This window comes from Leisingera sp. M523 (genome assembly GCF_025141335.1).
Taxonomy (GTDB): domain Bacteria; phylum Pseudomonadota; class Alphaproteobacteria; order Rhodobacterales; family Rhodobacteraceae; genus Leisingera.
In genome coordinates this window covers 774,045-795,547 of record NZ_CP081036.1, presented here as the reverse complement: position 1 = coordinate 795,547, position 21,503 = coordinate 774,045, and the positions used below count along the sequence as shown (strand labels likewise).

At 62.7% G+C, this 21,503-nt stretch carries 18 protein-coding genes and 1 riboswitch; of the genes, 11 read left to right on the top strand and 7 right to left on the bottom strand.

Going from position 1 to position 21,503, the window contains the following annotated elements:
* Positions 1-79 precede the first annotated feature (79 nt).
* Positions 80-967, top strand: coding sequence for a LysR family transcriptional regulator (locus K3557_RS03760; protein ID WP_259990762.1), 888 nt, complete (start codon positions 80-82; stop codon positions 965-967).
* Between the two features lie 9 nt (positions 968-976).
* On the opposite strand, the gene K3557_RS03755 is transcribed toward K3557_RS03760, so the two are convergent.
* Positions 977-1,999, bottom strand: coding sequence for a LacI family DNA-binding transcriptional regulator (locus tag K3557_RS03755; RefSeq protein ID WP_259997759.1), 1,023 nt, complete (start codon positions 1,997-1,999; stop codon positions 977-979).
* A 111-nt stretch (positions 2,000-2,110) separates the two neighbouring features.
* Between K3557_RS03755 and K3557_RS03750 the strand changes: the two genes are divergently transcribed.
* The 5 genes from K3557_RS03750 to K3557_RS03730 all read left to right on the top strand — a co-directional run bounded on the left by K3557_RS03750 (position 2,111) and on the right by K3557_RS03730 (position 8,070).
* Positions 2,111-3,622, top strand: coding sequence for a tripartite tricarboxylate transporter permease (locus tag K3557_RS03750; protein WP_259997757.1), 1,512 nt, complete (start codon positions 2,111-2,113; stop codon positions 3,620-3,622).
* Positions 3,619-4,074 (top strand): tripartite tricarboxylate transporter TctB family protein, encoded by a 456-nt coding sequence (locus tag K3557_RS03745; RefSeq protein WP_259997755.1) that lies wholly within the window; start codon positions 3,619-3,621, stop codon positions 4,072-4,074. Before K3557_RS03750 ends, K3557_RS03745 begins: the two co-directional genes overlap by 4 nt.
* Before the next feature lie 53 nt (positions 4,075-4,127).
* Entirely contained in the window at positions 4,128-5,087 is a 960-nt protein-coding gene (locus K3557_RS03740; protein WP_259997754.1) for a tripartite tricarboxylate transporter substrate binding protein, read from the top strand.
* A 68-nt stretch (positions 5,088-5,155) separates the two neighbouring features.
* The gene (sauS, locus tag K3557_RS03735) at positions 5,156-6,577 is read left to right on the top strand and encodes an acylating sulfoacetaldehyde dehydrogenase (protein WP_259997752.1); all 1,422 of its coding nucleotides are present in this window, start codon (positions 5,156-5,158) and stop codon (positions 6,575-6,577) included.
* Positions 6,574-8,070, top strand: coding sequence for a class I adenylate-forming enzyme family protein (locus K3557_RS03730; protein ID WP_259997750.1), 1,497 nt, complete (start codon positions 6,574-6,576; stop codon positions 8,068-8,070). The genes sauS and K3557_RS03730 overlap by 4 nt, the downstream gene beginning before the upstream one ends.
* Positions 8,071-8,258: 188 nt before the next feature.
* Here the strand turns inward: K3557_RS03730 and K3557_RS03725 are convergent, their stop codons facing one another.
* From K3557_RS03725 to K3557_RS03710, 4 genes are all read right to left on the bottom strand, one after another.
* Positions 8,259-9,020 (bottom strand): ABC transporter ATP-binding protein, encoded by a 762-nt coding sequence (locus K3557_RS03725; RefSeq protein WP_259997748.1) that lies wholly within the window; start codon positions 9,018-9,020, stop codon positions 8,259-8,261.
* Positions 9,017-10,066, bottom strand: coding sequence for an iron ABC transporter permease (locus K3557_RS03720; RefSeq protein ID WP_259997746.1), 1,050 nt, complete (start codon positions 10,064-10,066; stop codon positions 9,017-9,019). Before K3557_RS03720 ends, K3557_RS03725 begins: the two co-directional genes overlap by 4 nt.
* A complete protein-coding gene (locus K3557_RS03715; protein ID WP_259997745.1) occupies positions 10,063-11,073 on the bottom strand; it encodes an ABC transporter substrate-binding protein in 1,011 nt (336 codons plus the stop codon). Before K3557_RS03715 ends, K3557_RS03720 begins: the two co-directional genes overlap by 4 nt.
* Before the next feature lie 141 nt (positions 11,074-11,214).
* Positions 11,215-11,408, bottom strand: a riboswitch (cobalamin riboswitch).
* Between the two features lie 109 nt (positions 11,409-11,517).
* Positions 11,518-12,297 carry a DeoR/GlpR family DNA-binding transcription regulator gene (locus K3557_RS03710; RefSeq protein WP_259997743.1) on the bottom strand — a complete coding sequence of 260 codons (780 nt, stop codon included), beginning with the start codon at positions 12,295-12,297 and terminating at the stop codon, positions 11,518-11,520.
* Between the two features lie 209 nt (positions 12,298-12,506).
* Here K3557_RS03710 and K3557_RS03705 point away from each other — a divergent pair, with 209 nt between their 5' ends.
* The 5 genes from K3557_RS03705 to K3557_RS03685 all read left to right on the top strand — a co-directional run bounded on the left by K3557_RS03705 (position 12,507) and on the right by K3557_RS03685 (position 19,914).
* Positions 12,507-13,454 (top strand): ABC transporter substrate-binding protein, encoded by a 948-nt coding sequence (locus K3557_RS03705; RefSeq protein ID WP_259997741.1) that lies wholly within the window; start codon positions 12,507-12,509, stop codon positions 13,452-13,454.
* A gap of 106 nt (positions 13,455-13,560) precedes the next feature.
* Positions 13,561-14,583, top strand: a complete 1,023-nt coding sequence (locus K3557_RS03700) for a glycine betaine/L-proline ABC transporter ATP-binding protein (RefSeq protein WP_259997739.1) — start codon at positions 13,561-13,563, stop codon at positions 14,581-14,583.
* The gene (locus K3557_RS03695; protein ID WP_259997737.1) at positions 14,580-16,574 is read left to right on the top strand and encodes a proline/glycine betaine ABC transporter permease; all 1,995 of its coding nucleotides are present in this window, start codon (positions 14,580-14,582) and stop codon (positions 16,572-16,574) included. The genes K3557_RS03700 and K3557_RS03695 overlap by 4 nt, the downstream gene beginning before the upstream one ends.
* A 2-nt stretch (positions 16,575-16,576) precedes the next feature.
* Positions 16,577-17,458 (top strand): phosphotransferase, encoded by an 882-nt coding sequence (locus K3557_RS03690; RefSeq protein ID WP_259997735.1) that lies wholly within the window; start codon positions 16,577-16,579, stop codon positions 17,456-17,458.
* An 8-nt stretch (positions 17,459-17,466) separates the two neighbouring features.
* Positions 17,467-19,914 carry an FAD-dependent oxidoreductase gene (locus tag K3557_RS03685; RefSeq protein ID WP_259997733.1) on the top strand — a complete coding sequence of 816 codons (2,448 nt, stop codon included), beginning with the start codon at positions 17,467-17,469 and terminating at the stop codon, positions 19,912-19,914.
* Positions 19,915-20,020: 106 nt separating this feature from the next.
* Here the strand turns inward: K3557_RS03685 and K3557_RS03680 are convergent, their stop codons facing one another.
* Together K3557_RS03680 and K3557_RS03675 are read right to left on the bottom strand one after the other, a co-directional pair.
* Positions 20,021-21,070, bottom strand: coding sequence for a permease (locus K3557_RS03680; RefSeq protein WP_409201198.1), 1,050 nt, complete (start codon positions 21,068-21,070; stop codon positions 20,021-20,023).
* 54 nt (positions 21,071-21,124) lie between these two features.
* Positions 21,125-21,442 carry a helix-turn-helix transcriptional regulator gene (locus K3557_RS03675; protein WP_259997730.1) on the bottom strand — a complete coding sequence of 106 codons (318 nt, stop codon included), beginning with the start codon at positions 21,440-21,442 and terminating at the stop codon, positions 21,125-21,127.
* Between the last annotated feature and the right edge of the window lie 61 nt (positions 21,443-21,503).

The following is a 21,503-nucleotide window of genomic DNA, read 5'->3' as shown; positions in this document are numbered from 1 at the left end:
GGTTTACAGCAGGATGGACTTCGGCACCGGCATCAGTCAAACTCAATTAACTGAACGTAACTACAGAATTTCTGAAATCATGGCTTTAAAAATCGAAATGCTGCGTGCGTTTTGCACGGTGGCGCAGACCGGCAACCTGTCAGAGGCGGCCAATCGTCTGGGTCGGACCCAGTCAGCTGTCTCCATGACCCTCAAGCAAATGGAGGACCATCTGGGCAAAAAGCTGTTCGAAGGCGAGCGCAAGAACCAACTGTCATCATTGGGAGAGCAGGTGTTTGAACTGGCCCAGAAACAAGTGCGCCAGTTCGACCAGACCGTGCGAAGCATCGAAATGGCAGCAGAGGCCATTCACGGGCTGATCCGCATCGTCTCGGTGCCTTCAGTTGCGGCGCTGGTGTTCCCGCCGGTGCTGGAGCATATGACCGCCCGCTACCCCGGGCTTAAGGTTGAACTGCGCGATACCGACACCCAGCAGGTGCTGGATGCGCTGGCCGAGGGCAAGGCGGATATCGGCATCGCCTCGGGCTATCACCCGCTGAACGGGGTCAGGGCAGTGCCGCTGTTCGAGGACCGTTTCGGACTGGTCTGCTCTGCCGGGCACCCGCTGTTTCGGCAAGACAGCCCGCCCTCCATTGCGGATGTCACCGGCGCGGGATTTGTCCGCAATGCGCTGTGTGACCTGATCCGCAATGAGCGCTTTGTCGAGGCCAGCAGCGGCGCGGATGTGACCATCCACAACACCCATTCACTGATCACCATGGTGCGCACCGGAAAATGGGTCACGGTTCTGCCGCAAACCGTGGCCCGTTTCATGCCGGAAACCACGGTGTTCCGCCCGATTGCCGACCTGCCGGACAGGCGCGAAGTTTATCTGTATCAGCGCGACCGCTCCCGCTTTGCCGCGCTTACCGCGGAATGCAGTGCGTTCATCCAATCCTGCGACCTGTCCAGCGACCTGCCCGGTTAGAGCAATTGCTTAGGCCGGCCCGGTGGTTCCCCGGATAACCCGCTCCAGCTCACAGCACAGCCTGAAAGGTTCCGGCGCATCGGATGTGATAAAACGGGTAAACTGCGCACCCGCGAGTGTCCCGATCGCCTCTGCCGGGATCCGGACCGTTGACAGGCCGGGTTCAATATCAGCCGAGCCTTTGAAATCGCCGATCCCCATCACCGACAGCTCCTCAGGCACCTTCAGCCCGCGTTTCTGCGCCCCGTACAGCGCGCCCTGGGCAATCACGTCATTGCCGCACAACAGCGCCGTCGGACGGGACGGGCCGGCAAGCAGATCCAAGGCCGCCTGCTTGGCCTGCGCGACACTGTAAGGCGCCTCGGATTTTCTGTCCTGCGGCACGGTGATGCCCGCAGCTTCAAGGGTTTCCAGCACCGCCGACAGCCGGTGCCGCGCCCGGTCATTGCCCTGGGTGTCAGGAAAGATCAGACCGATGTCCCGATGCCCTAGTTCCAGCAGATGCGCCGCTGCCATCCGGCCTGCCTGCCAGTTGTCGGCCCCGACACATGGCAGTTCCGCATCTTCGGCATAATTCCAGATCGCCATCGCCGGAGTTTCCTGCTGCGCGATCAGCCGGGCGGTGGCCTGCGAATGCTCCAGCCCGATCAGCGCCACCCCGTCGACCCGGTGCTCCAGAAACTTGCGCACCATCGCGTACTCGCGCTCCAGATCATACCCGTGCGAGGCCAGCAGCAAGCTGAACCCCTCTTTGCCGATGGCATCCGAAAACGCCTGGATCACCTCGGCAAAAATCGCATGGTTGATTGTTGGCACAACCAGGCCGATAGTGGATGAACGCTTACCGTGCATCGTCTGCGCCGCACGGTTGCGGATATAACCAAGCTTCTGCACTGCGCGGTTGATCTTCTTGCGAGTCGCCGGGCTGACCAGATCGGGGTGATTAAAGGTGCGCGACACCGTGGAGGGAGACACTTTGGCAGCCTTGGCCACCGCGACGATATCGACGTTACCCCTTTGTTTTGAAGCCAAAAAACCCCTCCCGCGATACATTTATGAAAACGTTTGCAATACTATTTTCATGGCCTAACCTGAATTGTCAAGAAACGTGAAAACGGGATCAGCCGGGTTGGGAGGCCCTGAATGGACTTCATATTTTACTTCGGAGACGTCTTCTCGCCGCTGTCCTTTCTGTTGCTTCTGGGCGGCACGATCGGCGGGCTTATCCTGGGCGCAACCCCGGGGCTTTCCCCCACAATGGCAGTGGCGCTGCTGATCCCCTTCACCTTTCATCTGGAGGCCGTGCAGGGTCTGATCCTTCTGGGGGCGGCCTATACCTCCACTGTTGCAGGCGGCGCCGTCAGCGCCATCCTGCTGAAGATCCCCGGCGCGCCGGCCAATATCGCCACCACGCTGGACGGCCACCAGATGGCCAAGCAAGGCCAGGGCGCCAAGGCGCTGCAGCTGTCCTTCCTCGCCTCTGCCGTCGGCGGTATTTTCGGCGTGCTGCTGCTGATCTTCCTGACCCCGCTGCTGGCCGAATGGGCGCTGGCCTTTGGCCCCTCGCATCTGTTCTGGCTGGCGATCCTGGGCGTCACGGTCATCGGCTCGCTCGATTCCGCCTCGGTGGTTAAGGGGTTGCTGTCAGGCTGCATCGGGTTGTGGCTGGCAACCATCGGCTTTGACGACATCATGGGCGCCCAGCGCTTTATCTTCCACCCGTCCCTTGGCGGCGGCATCAACATCATCGCGGCCCTCATCGGCCTGTTTGCCATCCCGCAGGTTCTGACCATGTTCGCCAAGGGCCGCCGCACATCAGGCGCCGAAGTGATCGAGGTGCAAAAACACTCGGTTCTGGACGCAACCAAGGAACTGCTCCGCCGTCCCCTGGCCCTGGGCATCGGCACCATCACCGGTTCGATCATTGGCCTGATCCCTGGTGTGGGCGGCCAGATCGCTGGACTGGTAGCCTATGACCAGACCAAGAAGTTCTCCTCCGAGAAGGAAAAATTCGGCAAGGGCCACAGTGAAGGCGTGATCGCCGCGGAAGCTGCCAACAACGCCATGGTCGGCCCTTCGCTGGTGCCGCTGCTGACCCTGTCAATCCCCGGCAGCCCCACCGCCGCGGTACTGCTGGGCGGGTTGCTGATCCACGGTATCTTTCCGGGGTCCGATCTGTTCGACAATCACCCGGATGTGGCCTGGACCTTCATCAATTCGATGCTGGTGGGCCAGGTTCTGATGTGCCTCTTCGGCCTTTACGTGGCGGGTCTCGCCGCCCGCGTTGCCCAGGTGCCGCAATCGGTGATGGCTGCCATCGTGCTGGCGCTATCGGTCTTCGGCGCCTACTCGGTGCAAAGCTCGATGGGCGACGTCTATGTGATGGCCTGCCTGGGCATCGGCATGTATTTTCTGGAACGGTTCGGCTTTTCCGCCGCACCGCTGGTGCTGGGGCTGATCCTGGGTCCGATCGCGGAATCCAACTTTATCCAGGGCGGCATGATCGCCGACGCCACAGTGGGGCGCGCCAGCTACTTCCTGTCCGGCGGGCTGAACATCTTCCTGATCGCCGTGGTTGTTGCCTCCGTCGCCTATTCAGCCTGGATGGAGCTGCGTAGCCGCCGCTACACCACCAAAGAGGAGGCACAGGCATGAACCGGTCTCAGCATATTTTCGGCTCCGGCCTGGTCCTTGCGGTCGGCATCTGGGTCGCCTGGATCAGCTACACGCAGGCCCCTGCCGAGGCTTTCCTGTTCCCGCGCCTGATTGCCTCGGTGTTTGTGGTGCTGGCCGGCTGGACATTCGGCAAGGCTGTCCTGGGCCTCAGCAAAGTCGGCTCGGGCGTGTCCCGCAGCATGTTCATACAAATGGTGCCAGGGCTGGCGGTGATGCTGATCTATGTCTTCTGGGCTGCCAAGACACTGGGGTTCTATACCGCCACCGCCATCGCCTTTTTCATTCTGCTGTCGATTTACGATCCGGCGCCCCATTCCGAAGCCAGAACCTGGGGCAAACGCGCCCTGATCACCGCCTGTTTTGTTGCCGTGATGTACGGGCTCTTTGCGCTGCTGCTGAGCGTCTACACGCCACGTGAAATTCTGTTCTGACCGTTTGAACGCGGCCCGGAAATGTAAGCGAAATCATAAGGGAGGAGAAGAAAATGAAGAAACTGATTACAGGCGCTGCCATGGCGCTGATGGGCCTGGGCGGAGCCGCCTTGGCCGAGGATTACCCGGAACGCCCGATCATGATGATGGTCTCTTACGGCGCAGGCGGTGCAACTGATTTTCAGGCCCGCATCGTGACCATGACCGCGGGTAACGAAGATGCGCTGGGGATGCCCATCGCCATCATCAACAAGCCGGGTGCCGGTGGCCGTGTTGGCTGGAACTGGTTTGCGACGCAAGCGGATCCGGATGGCTACACGCTGGCCGCCTACAACGTGCCCCACTTCATCGCCCAGTCGATCAAGGGCGGCGTGCAGTATTCCTCCGACAGCTTTGAACCTATCGCCAACTGGGGCGCCGACCCGGCTGTGTTTGTTGTCGCCGCCGACAGCCCCTTCACCTCGATGGCAGATGTGGTTGCCCATGCCACGGAAAACCCAGGCAAGCTGACCTTCTCCGGCGCGGGCCTGTTTGTGGGCCACCACATCGCCGCGCTGCAGATCGAAAAGGCCGCTGGGGTCAAAATGGCCTATATCCCGACCAAGGGCGGCGGTGCCGCAGCGATGAAGGCCGTTATCGCCGGTGAGGTCATGGGCGGGGTAAACAACCTGTCTGACGCCTTCCGTGCGCAGGAGGCGGGCAACGTAAGGATTCTTGGCGTGGCGGACCTGCAGCGCTCGGAGTTCCTGCCTGACGTGCCCACCATGCAGGAGCAGGGGCTGGACGTCGACAATTCCTCGGTCAATTTCCGCGGTGTGATGGTGCCCAAAGGCACCCCGCAAGAGGTGATCGACGAACTCGCCGCTACCGTGCCCGAGATGTTCGCGAACCCCCGCGTGGCCAAGAAGATGCAGGCCGGCGGCTCGCCCATGCACATCATGACCCGTGAGGAGGTCAAGGCGATGTGGGCCGCCCGCGAACAGACGCTCAAGGAACTTCTGGCCGGGCTCTGATCCCGCGCCCCCAGGCCGAAACCCTCCGGGGCAGCGCCCCTGCCCCGGACAATCAATCGAGGAAAGACATGACCGCTCAGGACGCACTCGCCTCTGGCATCGCCGAGGTGGAACAGATCGTGGCGCGCGCACGCACCGCACAAAAGGCATTCGAGGCCCGCGGCAGCCAGGCGCTGTATGACAAGGCAGCCTTGGCGGCAGGCTGGGCTATCATGGAACCCGCCCGCAACCGGTCCCTGGCCAAGCTTGCCGTTGAATCCACCGGCCTGGGCAACGTGCCTGACAAGATCACCAAGAACCACCGCAAAACCCTGGGCCTGCTCCGCGACATTGCAGGCGTTCAGACCCAGGGCATCATCAGCGATGATCCCGCGACCGGCATCACCGAGATCATGCGCCCCATCGGCGTGATCGGCGCCGTGGTTCCCTCGACAAACCCGGCAGCGACGCCTGCCAACAACATCATCAACGCGCTGAAAGGCGGCAATGCCATTGTCGTGGCCCCCTCGCCCAAGGGCGTCGCCTCCTGCGAATTGCTGCTCTCCTATATTCACGCCGAATTCGCCAAGCTCGGGCTGGACCCGGATCTGGTGCAGATGATCCCTGCACCCGGCTCCAAGGCCAAGACCCAGGCGCTGATGGAGACCGCCGACCGGGTAATCTGCACCGGCAGCCAGAACAACGTCCACCGCGCCCAGTCCTGCGGCACCCCTGCCGTGGCCGTGGGGGCCGGCAATGTGTCGGTGATCGTGGACGAGACCGCTGATCTGGCTAGCGCGGCAGCAAAGATCACCGCCTCCAAGACGTTCGATAACGCCACCTCCTGCTCCTCGGAGAATTCGGTTGTGGTGGTGGACGCTGTTTACGACCGGTTTATCGCCGCATTGGCCCAGGAAGGCGGCGCGCTGATCTCCGAGGCTGACTCAGACGGCATCATCGCCAAACTTTGGCCCGACGGCCACCTGAACCGCGAAGTCATTGCACAGGACGCGGACAAGATGCTGGCGGCACTGGACATGGCCGGCCAGGTCCCGGAAGGCACCAAATTCCTGGCGGTGGAGACCAAGGGCATCGGCCCGGATCACCCGCTGTCCGGCGAAAAGCTGAGCCGCATTCTGGCGGTCTACCGCGCCGCCGATTTCGCGGATGCCAAAGCCATCGCCGCCCGGATTCTGGATCACCAGGGCGGCGGCCATTCCATCGGCATCCACACAAGCCAGGACACCCGCGCCATTGAGTTGGGTCGCGAGATGCCCGCCTGCCGGGTGATCGTCAATCAGGCCCATACTTTTGCCACCGGCGGCGCATTCACCAATGGGATGCCGTTTTCGCTGTCGATGGGATGCGGCAGCTGGGGCGGCAATTCGATCGACACCAACCTCCATTGGCGGCATTTCGTGCAAACCACCAAGATCGTGCGCGAAATCGCACCTCGCGAACCGGCATTGGACGACATCTTTGCCAGCTATTGGGCGGAGGCGGGCCAATGATGGAACCGCCCAAAGGAACCATCCGCGACTGGCTGGACAAACGCGCCAAGGACGGCGGCACCGGTTTTGTCTTCCCCGATGGCGCGCCGGATCTCAGCTGGCAAGAACTGCACAGCACGGCTGAGGCCATCGCCCGTTCGCTGACCGCGATGGGCATCGCCAAGGGCGAGAGCATCGCCATCCTGCATCCAAACGGGCGCGAGGCCCTCGAATGCCTGTTCGGGGTGCTCTACGGCGGCTTCCGCGCCACCATGATTAACCTGGTCGCGGGCAACAGCGCCGTCGCCTACGCCCTGCAGCACAGCGGCGCCCGCTTTGCCTTTGTGCATGACAGCCAGACAGACCTGTTCGCGCAGACTGCCGACCTGTCCATCCTCTCCCCATTGGACAGGCAGGCAGTAACTGGCGGGCCACCGGCAGAGCTGCACCCGCTCTCTGCCGGTGACCACGCTTTGCTGATGTATACCTCCGGCACCACCGGGCAGCCCAAGGGGGTGGTGCACAGCCACGCCAGCCTGCTGGCCGGCGGCTGGACCACGGCCATCGCGCATGAGCTGACACCGCAGGACCGCGGTCTGTGCGTGCTGCCAGTCTACCATATCAACGGGTTGTGCGTGACGGTGATGGGCACGCTGATTTCCGGCGGCTCGCTGGCCATGTGCGAGCGTTTCTCGGCCAGCCGCTTCTGGGCGCATGCGGGCTGGTCCAAGGCCACGTGGTTTTCGGTGGTGCCGACCATCATATCGCATCTGCTGCACTCAGAGCTTGATCCCGTTGACAGCACCAGGGCGCGCCTGCGCTTTGGCCGCTCCGCGTCTTCGGCGCTGGCTCCGGACGTGCAGCGCGCGTTTGAGGACCGGTTCGGCATCCCCATCATCGAGACCATGGGCCTGACGGAAACCGCCGCGCAGATCCTGTCCAATCCCCTGCCTCCAGGCACCCGCAAGATCGGCTCCCCCGGCATCGCCTATGGCAACGGCATCGCCGTCCTGGATGCAAACCAGCAGCCGGTCACCGATGGCACCGAGGGCGAACTGGCCGTGCGCGGCCCCAACGTGATGCTGGAATACCTGAACAACCCGGAGGCCACGGCGGGCACCTTCACCGCGGACGGCTGGCTGCGGACCGGTGATCTGGGGCGCATCGACGGAGACGGCTATGTCTTCGTGACTGGCCGCTTGAAAGAGCTGATCATCAAAGGCGGCGAAAACATCGCACCGCGCGAGATTGACGAGGCGCTTTATTCGCACCCCGACGTGATCGAGGCCGCCGCTTTTGCCCGCCCCTGCAAAAGCTACGGTGAAACGGTCGAGGCCGCGGTCAAAATCCGCGACGGCTCCACCCTGACACCGCTGGAGCTGATCGAAATCTGCCAGTCCGTACTGGGCCGGTTCAAATCGCCGGACGAGATCCACATCCTGCCGGACCTGCCCAAAGGGCCGTCAGGAAAGATCCAGCGCAACAAAATCCTTGGGGAGATCACCAACAGCTGAACTCCCCAACATCCCTCGCCCGCAAGATGATAAGAAGGTCAGTTTTTCTGCCTCAATGTTTCGCGCGCGAAACATCCGGTCAGCAGTGCTGACCGGTCCGCCGCGCGGCAGCGCGGCGCCGGGCCCAACGGGCGCGGGGTCTCCGTCAGGAGATCCGGCAACGGGCGGGAGTGCGGCATCGCAACCGCTCACGCCAGATGAAAGGACAAAAACGGTTCTGCCCCGTCCGCGTCACGGATCCAGCGGGCCTTGATCCCGAAAATTTCCGATACCGTATCCGGGTTCAGTGCTTTCTGCGGGGTGCCCAGCGCCACCAGGCGTCCGCCCGACAGCACCGCCACCCGGTCGCACATCAGCGCCTGATTCAGATCGTGCAGTGCCACGACGGTGGTCACCTTCAGGTTCCGGATGCAATTCAGGATCGACAGCTGGTGATGGATATCCAAGTGGTTTGTCGGTTCGTCCAGCAGCAGCAGCCCGGGCCGCTGCGCAAGGGCGCGGGCGATGTGCAGCCGCTGCTGTTCGCCGCCGGACAATGTGGCCCATTCGCGGCTGGAAAAGCCCTCCATTTCCACTGTCCTCAGTGCGTTTTCAACATGCAGGCCGTCTTCGCCGCTCCAGGGTCTTAACGCTGACAGCCAGGGCGTCCGCCCCAGTTCCACCACCGACCGTGCGGTGATGCGCTCGGCAGTATCGGCCTGCTGTTCGACAATCGCGGTCCGCTGGGCGACCTCTCTGCGGGTTAGCTGTGCCAAGGGTTTTTCCGCCAGCAGAACCTCGCCATGCGATGGGCGTGCCAACCCCGCCAGCAGCCGCATCAGCGTGGATTTCCCGGACCCGTTCGGACCGACCAGCGCCAGGGTCTCACCCGGCTGCACCGTCAATGAGACATCAGACAACAGCAGCTTGCCGCGGATGGAGTAAGACAGGCTGCGGGCTTCGATCTTCATCGCGCAGCCCTTCTTCCGCGCACCAGGATCACCGCAAAGGACGGCGCCCCGATCAGGGCTGTGACAACGCCGATGGGCAGCACCTGGCCAGGGATTATGATCCGGGACACGATGTCTGCGCCAATCAGGAACACCGCCCCGGTCAGCGCCGCGGCCGGCATCAGCCTGCGATGCCCGGGACCAACCAGGAACCGCGCCGCATGCGGGATCACCAGGCCGACAAAGCCGATCGAGCCAACGATGGACACCATCACCGCTGTGGTCAGCGCGGTGGCAAAGATCAGGATAACTTGCACCCGCCGCACCGGAATGCCCAGCGAGGCTGCTGAATCGGTGCCAAAGGTAAAGGCATCCAGCGCCCGCGCATGGAACCGGCAGACGACCCAGCCCGCCAGCGCCAGCGGCACTGCCAGCCACACATCCGGCCAGCGCACGCCGCCCATATTGCCCATCAGCCAGAACATGATGCCGCGGGCCTGATCGGCGTTGGCGGATTTGGCGATGATAAAAGCAGTCAGCGCGTTGAACAGCTGCGAGCCTGCAATGCCGGCCAGCACAATTTGCGCTGCCGCAGCGCGGCTGCCGCCGGCCCCGGCGGCCCGGGCCAGCACGGCAACAAAGCCAAAGGCCAGCAGCGCGCCGTTAAAAGCGCCAAAGGACAACGACAGCGCACCGCCGCCAAGCCCTGCAATGGTCACCGCAACCGCCCCGGTCGAGGCGCCGGCGGAAATGCCCAGGATATAGGGATCTGCCAGCGCATTGCGCAGCAACGCCTGCAGCACCACGCCCGCCACCGCCAGCGCCGCCCCGCAGGCCCCCGCCACCAGCGCCCGCGGCAGCCGGTAGCTCCAGATAATGCCTTGATCTATCGGATCAACCGGCAGCGCTGCCCCGGCCAGCTTATTGGCCAGAACCGACAGCACAAGGTCAGGCGCAAGCGCCGTTTCCCCGATCATTGCGCCTGCCAGAACCGCCGCAATCAGCACCGGCAAGGCCAGGCACGCGCCCTTGACGCCCTGCCATGTGATTGCAGCGGCTGCACTCACTGGCTGGTGCCGATCACGCTGAGTTCAGCAGCCAGATCCTCCAGCGCCGGAATGGCACGGATGGTGGCATCCATCGCCTGGGCGTCCATCACAACGATGCGGTTGTTCTTGACTGCATCCATCTGGCTCGCCACCGGATCATTGCGCAGGAAGTCCAGCTTCTTTTCATAGTCATCCGCGGCAAAGCGGCGGCGGTCCATGCGGGCAATCACAATCACCGTCGGATTGGCCTTGGCGATGGTCTCCCAGCCGACCGTTGGCCATTCCTCGTCGGTCTCAACGACATTACGCAGGCCCAGCTGCTGCATCATGTAACCCGGCGCGCCCTTCTGGCCGGCCACAAACGGGTCGCTTTCCATCTCAGGCGACGAGAACCAGAACACGGCAGAGGCATCTTCCAGCGCGACCTGCTGCGCCTTGGCAACCGCCGCAGCCTCGCGCGCCTTGTAATCGGCGACCAGTTCGGCGCCCTTTTCAGCCTCGCCAAAAATCGCCGCCAGTTCCTCGATCCCCTGATACAGGCTGCCGGTGGTGAACATCTGCGTGCGGGTGCCGTCGCCGCCGGTGGTGTTGTCTTTGCCGACGCAATCGGCGGGCATCACATAGGTCGGAATGCCGAGGTCATGAAACTGCTCGCGCTTGGCAACGACGCCTTCCGGGCCGACGTGCCATTCGTACTGCGCTGCCACCAGACCGGGGCGTTTGGCGACCACGCTTTCAAAGCTTGGGTCGTTGTCGGCCAGACGGTCGATCTTGGCATTCATGTCTGCGTATTCGGGCAGCACGTCGTTGAACCAGACCGAGGTGCCCAGCACCTTATCGCCCAGCCCCAGCGCGTAAAGCACTTCGGTCGCCGCCTGGCCAACCGTTACCGAAGACGCTGCCGGCGCCTCGAAGGTGACCGACTGGCCGCAGTTTTCTATGGTCAGCGGAAAGGTTTCGCTGGCCGCCGCAGCCTGTGCGGCAGCGATGAAGGAAAGGCCGATCAGGCCGGAACGCAAAAACATGATATTCGATCTCCATGTGTCAATGACCGGAGAACGGGTGAAAGGGCATTGACCGGTAAGGCTGAGGGTCTGGCCCCCGCTTGCGGCACCGGAAAACGGCGGCGCATCTTACCGGCAACCTCCCCGGACAACCCCGCCCGGTGTCTTTCGGTTTTCACCGGCAGGTCTCCTGACTGGCGGGTCAATGACTGTGCCGTCTTCCCGGACCGTTTTGGCCCAGTGACGTCATGGCACAGCTCTCGCCGCCTACAGTTGCGGGGGCAGTTCCGTTTGGCGCCGGCAGGCACCGCGGATTCCCTCTTAGCCCTTTCGGGACCGGTAATGCGCGGGTAGCGCATCCCTTTCGTTGCGGCAAGAAAAAGTTTTGATGCAGAGGGAATTCTGCAAACCGGGCGCAGCCAGAGCAACTGGGCCGCGTCTTGTCCGGATGACGGCCCTGCCCGGTTATTCGACCACGATCAGATCAGTATCCATCGCCTTGAGCATGTCCTTGATGGCCTGCGGCGGCTGTGCGTCCGTATAGAAGACCTCGAATTTTGTATCCTTGCCGACCGACACCGGTGCGCGCTTGTTGAACTTGTCATGATCGGCCACAACAATCCGGACCTGCGCATTGGCCGCCGCGACACGGGCCAGGTTAGCCTCTTCGAGATCATGCAGCATGAAGCCCAGTTCGGCATTGATCGCCCCGGCCGAAAAGATGGCAAACTGCACGTTCAGCCGCCGCACCAGATCCAGCGCTTCGGCCCCGAAGGCACCGCCGTCATGCGGGCGCAGCTCGCCGCCCGCCAGAAACACCCGGTTGTTGTTGCGCGAGGCCAGCGCATGGGCCACCAGCACGGAATTGGTCACCACAAAGAGGTTTGACCGCTGCCGCAGCTCCTGCGCTACATAGGCGGTGGTGGAGCCGACATCCAAAAAGACCGAATCCCCGTCGCTGATGGTCTTGGCAACCTCGATGGCCAGACGCTGCTTTTCTGAGGCGTGTGTGTCCATCCGGCTTTGCAGCGGCAGCTCGTTCACATCTTCAACCAGATGCACCCCGCCGTGCACCTTGCGGACCGCCTGGGCATCCTCCAGCGTGCGGATATTGCGCCGGATGGTTTCATTGGACACGCCCAGCCTGCCGGCCAGATAGCTGACCCGGCAGGACCCGCCTGCCTGTTGCAGCGCCCGCAGGATTTCTTCTTCGCGCTGATTGGTGGTTTTGCGGCTTTTGGTCATTGGGCCTCCTGTTGTGTTGCTACGCCAGAAAGCCACAAAAAACAACACATGAACCCTCGGATACCGCGCCTGTCCGCCTCAAAACCCGCTTTCCTCGAAGGAATTGTGGTTTATTGTGGTTTTTTATTGACTGATCGGCACAATCGCCGCACCATCATAACAGGCGACGCCAAGAATCGCACAAAATGCCACATATCAGGGAATTCCTTATGCTGAGAAACTTCAACGCTTTGGGAGCCGTGGCGCTGACAGCCGCCGTTTCCGCTTCATCCGCCTGGGCCGCCGAGTCCTCCGACCCGATCAAACTGACTTTGCACGACTGGTCCGGCCAGTTGATCAACACCAAGATCATGGGCAGCATCCTGCAGGAGGCAGGGTATAACATCGAATATGTCCAGGCAGACTATATCGCGCAGTTTGCCGGGCTGAAGACCGGCGATCTGCATCTGGCGATGGAAATCTGGGAGACCACCGGGCGCGAGGCGCTGGACGACGCGACAGCCTCGGGCAAAGTTGTCAATGCCGGCGAAACCGGACTGATGGCGATCGAGGAATGGTGGTACCCCGCCTATATGAAAGACCGCTGCCCCGGCCTGCCCGACTGGCAGGCGCTGAAGGACTGTGCCGAGGAATTCGCAACGGCGGAAACCTCTCCCTACGGGCGCTATGTCGGCGGCCCAGTCACCTGGGGCGGTTTTGACGAAGAACGCGTCGAGGCGCTGGAGCTGGAATTTGAAGTGGTTCACGCAGGCACCGACGCCGCACTGTTTGCCGAACTTGAATCCGCCTATCAGCGCCAGGACCCGATTGTCCTGTGGGTATATGTGCCGCACTGGGCGCCGGCCAAATACGACGGTGAATTCGTGGAGTTCCCGCCCTATTCCGCGGAATGCTACACCGATCCTGCGGCGGGGGTGAACCCGGATCTGGCCTATGATTGCGGCAAACCGCGCGGCCCGATCTGGAAAGCCGCTTGGGCAGGGCTGCCGGAAAAATGGCCGGGCGCCTATCAGATCGTGCAGTCCTACCAGATTACCAACGAAGAGATGAGCGCCATGGTCGGCAAGGCTGATCTGGACGGCGTTGATATCGATACAGTGGTGTCGGATTGGATGGCCGCAAACAAGGACCGCTGGTCCGGTTGGATCAGCAACTGATCTCACTCCCCGGGGCTGCTGCACGCTCTCAGGCAGCCCCGGCCTTTTCCCCTGCCCCGTCAATCAACCCGGCCGCATTCCGCGGACCGGTTCAGGAACCGCATTGATGACCCCCAAGACCAAACTCTCCTGCCGCAATATCTGGAAGCTGTATGGCGCCAATACCACGGCGTTTTTGAACGGCAACCCGTCCCCCAGCGGCGCGGAGATCCGCAAGGCGGGTATTATCGGTGCTGTGCGCGATGCCCGCATCGACATTGCCGAAGGCGAGATATTTATCATCATGGGGCTGTCCGGGTCCGGCAAATCCACTCTGGTGCGCTGCCTGTCGCGGCTGATCGAGCCGACCGGCGGCCAGGTGCTGTTTGACGGCGTGGATCTGCTGACCGCCAGCGCGCGTGAAATGATCGAAATCCGCCGCCACAAGATGGGCATGGTGTTCCAGCACTTTGCCCTGCTGCCGCATCTGACCGTCCTGCAGAACGTGAAGTTCCCGCTGACAGTTCAGGCCGCCCCCAAAGCCGAGGCTGAGGCCAAGGCCCGCGAGGTGGTGGAGCTGGTCGGCCTCAAGGGCCGCGAGGATTATTACCCGCGCGAGCTGTCCGGCGGCCAGCAGCAGCGCGTCGGCATCGCCCGCTCGCTGGTGACGGAACCGGATCTGTGGTTTCTGGACGAACCGTTCTCGGCGCTAGACCCGCTGATCCGCCGCGAGATGCAGGACGAGTTCCTGCGCCTGCAAGCCCGCTTGCACAAAACCATCGTGTTTATCACCCACGACTTTGAGGAAGCCGTGCGCCTGGCCGACCGTATCGCCATCATGAAGGACGGTGAAATCATCCAGATAGCCACGCCCGAGGAACTGGTGCTGAACCCGGCCACGGATTATGTCGCTGAATTCACCCGCCACATCCCGCGCTCCAAAGTGCTGACGGTGGGCGGCATCATGACCCCCGGCACCGGCGGCGAAGGCGACCCGGTGCTGCAATCAGCGCGGGTATCAGACGTGGCCGAACAGATTATCGCAGCGGACACGCCGCGCCCCGTCAGTGACGGCAGCGGCCGGATCGTCGGCAGTATCGGCCGCCAGGCCGTAGCCCGGGTGCTGTTTGGAACGGGGGACGCAGCATGAAGCCGCGCCTGTCGGCACAGGCTGCCACTGCCTGGGGGCTAGTGATGGCCACGATCCTGTTGGGCTGGTTCGGCCGCGACCTGGCCAAGGCGCTGGATGCACGCTGGCTGATCAAATGGCCCTCCGGATGGGTGATCCCGTTCAAAACCCATATCTCCGCAGGCATGACCTGGCTGGTCGAAGACGCGGCCATCGGCCCGGTGTCTTTTACAGATGCCACCCGCGCCCTCGCCTGGCTGATCGAACAGCCGTACGAGCTGATGCTGAGCCTGCTGGCGCATGGGTTTCTATTGGGTTCCGGCCCGGACCAGCAGATCTTGCTACCTGCCATCAGCTGGATTGCCGTCACCGCCGCAGCTGTTGCGCTGGGGCATTACTGCCGCAGCTGGGGGCTGGCGGCGCTGGTCGGGGCCTGTTTTGCCTACCTTGCCGTATTCGGGCAGTGGGACAGTGCCATGGTGACGCTGGCCTCGGTGGTTATCGCGGTGCCGATCGGTGCGGTCGGCGGGCTGCTGGCAGGCATTTGGGCTTACCGCCATCCGCTGGGCGAGCGCATCCTGTCGCCTGTTCTGGACCTGATGCAGACCATTCCGATCTTCGCCTATCTGGTGCCGATCCTGTTCATGTTCGGCTTTGGCCCGGTTTCGGCGCTGGTTGCCACCATAATCTATGCCACCCCGCCGATGATCCGCATCACCATTATGGCGCTGAAGGCGGTGGACCCGGAGATCCTCGACTTCGGCCGCATGGCAGGCACGACACAACGCCAGCTGATGTGGCGGGTGCTGGTGCCCTCGGCCAGCCAAAGCCTGATGGTGGGCGTCAATCAGGTCATCATGCTGTCGCTGAACATGGTGATCATCGCCTCGATGATCGGCGCGGGAGGGCTAGGCTTCGACGTGCTGGCCGCGCTGCGCCGTCTGGATATCGGCGCCGGTTTTGAGGCAGGCATTGCCATTGTGGTGCTGGCCGTCGCCGTGGACCGGCTGAGCCAGGCATTGGCAGAGCGGATGGGCCAGGTTCACCACACGCCGCCCGGAACCTTCGCTGCCCGGCACAAGCGCACGGTGCTGGTGCTGTCCCTGCTGGCGGTCACCTGGGTTCTTGGCCGCTTCTCGCCGTTGCTGCTGGACTATCCGGCCGGCCAGACCATCACCACCGGCGACTTTTGGAACGACACGGTTAAATACCTGAATGTGAATTACTTCGACATGTTTGAGGCCGTGAAGGTGTTCTTCCTCCACTGGTTCATGCTGCCGATCAAGAAGATCCTGCTGGGCCTTCCCTGGCCCTGGGCCATCGCCATGCTGACGCTGCTCGGCTGGCGCGCGGGCGGCTTCGGGCTCGCGCTGCTGTGCGGCGGGCTGTCGCTGCTGATCGTGGTCAGCGGCCTGTGGGCCAAGGCAATGGTGACGGTCTATCTTTGCGGTGCCTCGGTTATCCTGGCCACGCTGATCGGTGTGCCGCTGGGGGTTCTGGCGGCGCTCAACCGGCGCGCAGGCATCGCCATCAACCTGCTGATCGACACGCTGCAGACACTGCCCAGCTTTGTTTACCTGATCCCGGTGGTGATGCTGTTCCGGGTCGGCGATTTCACCGCGCTGATTGCCATTGTGCTCTATGCGCTGGCACCGGCAGTCCGCTATGCGGCCCACGGCATGCGCAGCGTCAGCGGCGAGCTGATCGAGGCGGGGCAGGTCTCGGGCTGCACCAAATGGCAGCTTCTGCGCCTGGTGCGCCTGCCGTTGGCGCTGCCGGAGATCCTGCTGGGCATCAATCAGACCATCATGCTGGCGCTGTCGATGCTGGTGATCACCGCGCTGGTCGGCACCCGCGACCTGGGCCAGGAAGTTTACATTGCGCTGACCAAGGCCGACACCGGCCGCGGCCTGGTGGCAGGTCTTGCCATCGCCTTTATCGCCATCATCGCCGACCGGCTGGTCAATGCCGGTGCCCGCGGCGCCCGCATCCGCTTTGGACTGGAGAGCTGAGCATGAGCCAATCCGATCTGCTGAACCGCATCCGCGCCCTGCCGATCTGGCAAGGTGAAATAGACGTCAAGCCGCTCGACGGCGGTATCACCAATGTGAATTGCCTGGTCGAGGACAGTGCCGGCAAATATGTGGTGCGCGCGGGCGATGACATCCCGCTGCATCAGGTGATGCGCTTTAATGAGCTGGCGGCCAGCCGTGCAGCCCATGCCGCCGGCCTGTCGCCCGCGGTGGTGCACACCCAAGACGGCCTGACGGTGCTGGAGTTCATCGAAAGCCGCACCCTGACTGAAGCGGACGTGCGCGGCCCGGCTATGCTGCCGCGGGTGCTGGAGCTGGTGAAATCCTGCCACCGCGATGTGCCCCGGCACTTGCGCGGCCCGGCACTGGTGTTCTGGGTCTTTCATGTGATCCGCGATTATGCCGCGACGCTGCAGGACCAGAACAGCCCGCATGCGCCGCTGGCGACAGAACTGGCTGGCATCGGCAATGGCCTGGAACAGGCCGCCGGCCCCTTTGACATCGTCTTTGGCCATAACGACCTGCTCTGCGGCAATTTTCTGGACGACGGACAGCGGCTTTGGCTGATCGACTATGACTATGCCGGTTTCAATTCGCCGCTGTTCGATCTGGGCGGGCTCGCCTCTAACAACGGGCTGTCGCAGCAACAGGAACAATGGCTGCTGGAAACCTATTTCGAAGCACCGGTGACGGACGCGCTGCTGCACCGCTACAGCGCCATGAAATGCGCCTCGCTGCTGCGGGAGACCATGTGGAGCATGGTCTCGGAAATCACTTCCGAAATCGACTTTGACTATGCGGCCTACACCGCCGGGAATCTCGCGCGCTTCCGTGCCGCACTTGACGACTTTCAAAACACCTGAGGACTGACATGACCGAACTCCCCTCAACTGCCAAGGCAGTCATCATCGGCGGCGGCATCATCGGCTGCTCAACAGCCTATCACTTGGCCAAACTGGGCTGGACGGATACCGTTCTGCTGGAGCGGAAAAAGCTGACCTCAGGCACCACCTTCCACGCTGCCGGGCTGGTCGGGCAGCTGCGCTCAAACGCCAATATCACCCAGCTCTTGGGCTATTCGGTCGACCTTTACAACAAGATTGAGGAGGAAACCGGCCTGGGCACCGGTTGGAAGATGAACGGCGGGTTGCGGTTGGCCTGCAACGAGGAACGCTGGACCGAAGTGAAGCGTCAGGCCACCACCGCGCATTCCTTTGGTCTGGAGATGGAGCTGCTGACCCCCAAGGAGGCGCTGGACTTGTGGCCGCTGATGGATATCTCCGACGTGATCGGCGCCGCCTTCATGCCCACCGACGGCCAGGCCAACCCGTCCGACATCACCCAGGCGCTGGCCAAAGGCGCGCGGATGGCCGGGGCGAAGATATTTGAGGACACCAAGGTCACCGATATCGAGATCAAGGACGGCAAAATCCGCGCCGTGATCACCGAACATGGCCGGATTGAGTGTGAAAAGGTGATCTGCTGCGCCGGCCAATGGACCCGTACCTTTGCCAAGCGGTTTGGTGTCAACGTGCCGCTGGTGCCGATGGAACACCAGTATATGGTGACCGAGCCGTTCGAGGGCGTGCCGTCCAACCTGCCCACCCTGCGCGACCCGGACCGGCTGACCTATTACAAGGAAGAAGTCGGCGGGCTGGTGATGGGCGGCTACGAGCCGAACCCGATCCCCTGGGCGAGGGACGGCATCCCCCAGGGCTTCCACTACACGCTGCTGGACAGCAATTTCGACCATTTCGAACAGCTGATGGAACAGGCGCTTGGCCGGGTCCCGGCGCTGGAGCATGCCGGTATCAAGACCCTGACCAACGGGCCGGAAAGCTTTACCCCCGACGGTAACTTCATCATCGGCGAGGCGCCGGAGCTGCAGAACTTCTTTGTCGGCGCGGGCTTCAACGCCTTCGGCATCGCCGCGGGCGGCGGTGCAGGCATGGCGCTGGCGGAATGGGTGAAGAACGGCGAGCCGCCGTTCGACCTGTGGTCCGCCGATATCCGCCGCTTTGGCCGCCCGCATTTCGACACCGACTGGGTCCGCACCCGCACGGTCGAGGCTTACGGCAAGCACTACACCATGGCCTGGCCGCATGAGGAACACGACTCCGGCCGCCCCTGCCGCAAGTCGCCGCTTTACGACACGCTCAAACGCCAGAGTGCCTGCTTCGGCGAAAAACTCGGCTGGGAGCGCCCCAACTGGTTCGCCGATACCGCCAAAGGGGAAACGCCCAAGGACGTCTACAGCTTTGGCCGCCAGAACTGGTTCGAGGCGGTGGGCCGCGAACATAAGGCCGTGCGCGAAGCCGCGGTGCTGTTCGACCAGACATCATTCGCCAAATTCGCGCTGAAAGGCCCGGATGCGCTGGCCGCGATGAACTGGATCTGCGCCAATAACGTGGACAAGCCGGTGGGCGCGCTGATCTACACCCAGATGCTGAACAACAAAGGCGGCATCGAATGCGATCTGACCGTGGGCCGGGTGGCGCATGACGAGCTCTACATTGTCACCGGCACCGGCTATGCCACCCATGATTTCGACTGGATCCGCCGCAACATTCCCGACGGCATGAACTGCCAGCTGTTCGACATCACCTCATCGAACGCGGTGCTGTCACTGATGGGGCCGAAGGCGCGCGATATCCTGTCCGCTGTCACCCGCGACGATGTATCAAACGACGGCTTCAAGTTCGGCACTATCCGCACCATCGGCATTGCGGGCTGCCCGGTTCAGGCGCTGCGCGTCACCTATGTGGGTGAGCTGGGCTGGGAGCTGCACCTGCCGGTGGAATACGCCCAGACCGTCTACAATGCGCTGATGGAAGCCGGGCTTCCGCAGGGGCTGATCAACGCCGGTTACCGCGCTATTGAGTCCCTGCGCCTGGAAAAAGGCTACCGCGCATGGGGAGCTGATATCGGGCCGGACCACACCCCGTTTGAAGCCGGGCTGGGCTGGGCAGTGAAGCTGAAGCAGGACATGCCCTTCAAGGGCCGTGCCGCCGCCGAAGCGCAAAAGGCCAAGGGTGTGAAGAAGATGCTCGCCTGCTTTACCGCTGATCCCGGTGTGGTGCTGTTAGGCCGCGAAACCATCTACCGGAATGGCCAGCGCGTCGGCTGGCTCAGCTCGGGCGGCTATGGCTACACGGTGGGGCAATCCATTGGCTACGGCTATATCCGCAACTCAGATGGCGTTGATGCAGAATATGTGCTGAGCGGGGACTACGAACTGGAAGTCGCAACTGAGAGAGTGCCCTGCAAGGTGCAGCTCAGCCCGCTCTACGACCCGTCGATGAGCCGGGTGAAGGCCTGAGGCGGCACGCCTGGGCGGGGCGAAACCACTGGGTTACTGCCCCGCCCGTCCGCGCTGGTTTCGCCGGGACACCCCAGGACACTGGCACATCCCCCGGCTGGCAGGATCAGACTGCGTGCCAGAGCTGGAACAGCAGCCCCGCGGAAAAAGCTCCGCTGAGCGATAGGCCAAGGTACAGCGCAAAGACTTGCGGACGTGCCAGCGCCCACACGGCCATAGCTGCGGGGATCGAGGTCACGCCGCCGGCCACCAGAAAGGCAAGGCCTGCCCCTGGTGCCATACCCTGCTCGATCAGCCCGCCGACCAGCGGCAGCGCCGCATAACCGTTCAGATAGTCCGGGACACCAACCAGCGTTGCTGTAATGATCGGCAGCAGCCCTTCACCGCCCAGGGCGGAGGTCACTGTTTCCGCCGGGATCCAAGCCAGCATCAGGCTTTCCAGAATAAAGGCCAGCAGCAGCCATTTGGCCAGGAACATCGTAGTGGTCCAGGCAGTTGCGGCAAATTTTGCCCGGCGCTCAGCCTCAGTCCAGAATGTCCAGACCACCGGCTTGGGCGCGCGCAGCTTTGCTCCGCCGCAGCCGCCGTTTCCGACACCGTCACGCAACGCATCCTTCAAGGCACCGCTCTGGTTCAGCAAATGGACAACCAAGCCGCCAAAAATGCCAAGGCCCACTGCGGCTGCGGTTTTGGCCACCGCGAATTCAACACCCAAAACTCCGGCGGTCAGAAAGAACATCGAGGGATCCATGATCGGCGACGCCAGCCAGAACGCCATGACGGCGGACAACGGCACCCCCATCGACAGAAGTGCCGCAATAAGCGGGATCACCCCGCAGGAGCAGAACGGCGACAACCCGCCCGCCAGAGCGCCGAGCGCAATCATCAGAAGCGGTTTACCGGTAAAAGCCTTGGCAACCAGATTGTCCGCGCCAGTAGCGCCAGCCCAGGCCGCGATGGCAATGGAGAACAGCAGATAAGGTGCCGTATGCGCCAGCGCGGCCCCGGCAAAGACAGCATTGCCTGCAGATTGCGCCGGATCAAAAATGGCCAGCAGCAGCAGGATTGCGGCGGAGGCGAACCAGACCCGCTGCTGCTGGAAGAACCGCCAGACGGATGCGCCTGGTCTTGGGGGAATGTTTGTTGCGTTTGCCATTTTCATATCACCGGTTTTATAGTTTTTTCAGATCGCAGAAAAGAACTGTTCACCTCATGCGACCTCCTCCTTGGCAGACAGGGTCACGCCCGTGCAGCATTCGGATGTCAGGAAATTCACCACGCCCAGCATGACGGGGTAATCAACCCGGTTGAACACTTCACGCCCGCGCTTTTCCTGCACAACCAGCCTGGCATCCACCAATGCCGACAGATGATGTGCCAGCGTGGAGGGCGCCAAACCCAAATGTTCGGCAATCTCGCCGACCCGCAGCCCGTCCTCGCCTGCTTTGACCAGCAGGCGGAAGATGGCCAGACGGGCATCGTGGCCAAGGGCAGCAAGGGCGCGGGCGTTGTGGCTTGATATTGTCATGACGTCAAAATAACTACAAAACCGGTTATGTCAAGATGTGGACTATCACAAAGCATAAGCA

Bases quoted from the DNA above. Each gene is read 5' to 3' on its own strand.
- K3557_RS03730 (WP_259997750.1), top strand. From the start codon at position 6,574: ATGATGGAACCGCCCAAAGGAACCATCCGCGACTGGCTGGACAAACGC.
- K3557_RS03740 (WP_259997754.1), top strand. From the start codon at position 4,128: ATGAAGAAACTGATTACAGGCGCTGCCATGGCGCTGATGGGCCTGGGC.
- K3557_RS03750 (WP_259997757.1), top strand. From the start codon at position 2,111: ATGGACTTCATATTTTACTTCGGAGACGTCTTCTCGCCGCTGTCCTTT.
- K3557_RS03710 (WP_259997743.1), bottom strand. From the start codon at position 12,297: ATGACCAAAAGCCGCAAAACCACCAATCAGCGCGAAGAAGAAATCCTG.
- K3557_RS03690 (WP_259997735.1), top strand. From the start codon at position 16,577: ATGAGCCAATCCGATCTGCTGAACCGCATCCGCGCCCTGCCGATCTGG.
- K3557_RS03715 (WP_259997745.1), bottom strand. From the start codon at position 11,073: ATGTTTTTGCGTTCCGGCCTGATCGGCCTTTCCTTCATCGCTGCCGCA.
- sauS (WP_259997752.1), top strand. From the start codon at position 5,156: ATGACCGCTCAGGACGCACTCGCCTCTGGCATCGCCGAGGTGGAACAG.
- K3557_RS03745 (WP_259997755.1), top strand. From the start codon at position 3,619: ATGAACCGGTCTCAGCATATTTTCGGCTCCGGCCTGGTCCTTGCGGTC.
- K3557_RS03675 (WP_259997730.1), bottom strand. From the start codon at position 21,442: ATGACAATATCAAGCCACAACGCCCGCGCCCTTGCTGCCCTTGGCCAC.
- K3557_RS03725 (WP_259997748.1), bottom strand. From the start codon at position 9,020: ATGAAGATCGAAGCCCGCAGCCTGTCTTACTCCATCCGCGGCAAGCTG.
- K3557_RS03700 (WP_259997739.1), top strand. From the start codon at position 13,561: ATGACCCCCAAGACCAAACTCTCCTGCCGCAATATCTGGAAGCTGTAT.
- K3557_RS03685 (WP_259997733.1), top strand. From the start codon at position 17,467: ATGACCGAACTCCCCTCAACTGCCAAGGCAGTCATCATCGGCGGCGGC.
- K3557_RS03705 (WP_259997741.1), top strand. From the start codon at position 12,507: ATGCTGAGAAACTTCAACGCTTTGGGAGCCGTGGCGCTGACAGCCGCC.
- K3557_RS03680 (WP_409201198.1), bottom strand. From the start codon at position 21,070: ATGGCAAACGCAACAAACATTCCCCCAAGACCAGGCGCATCCGTCTGG.
- K3557_RS03695 (WP_259997737.1), top strand. From the start codon at position 14,580: ATGAAGCCGCGCCTGTCGGCACAGGCTGCCACTGCCTGGGGGCTAGTG.
- K3557_RS03760 (WP_259990762.1), top strand. From the start codon at position 80: ATGGCTTTAAAAATCGAAATGCTGCGTGCGTTTTGCACGGTGGCGCAG.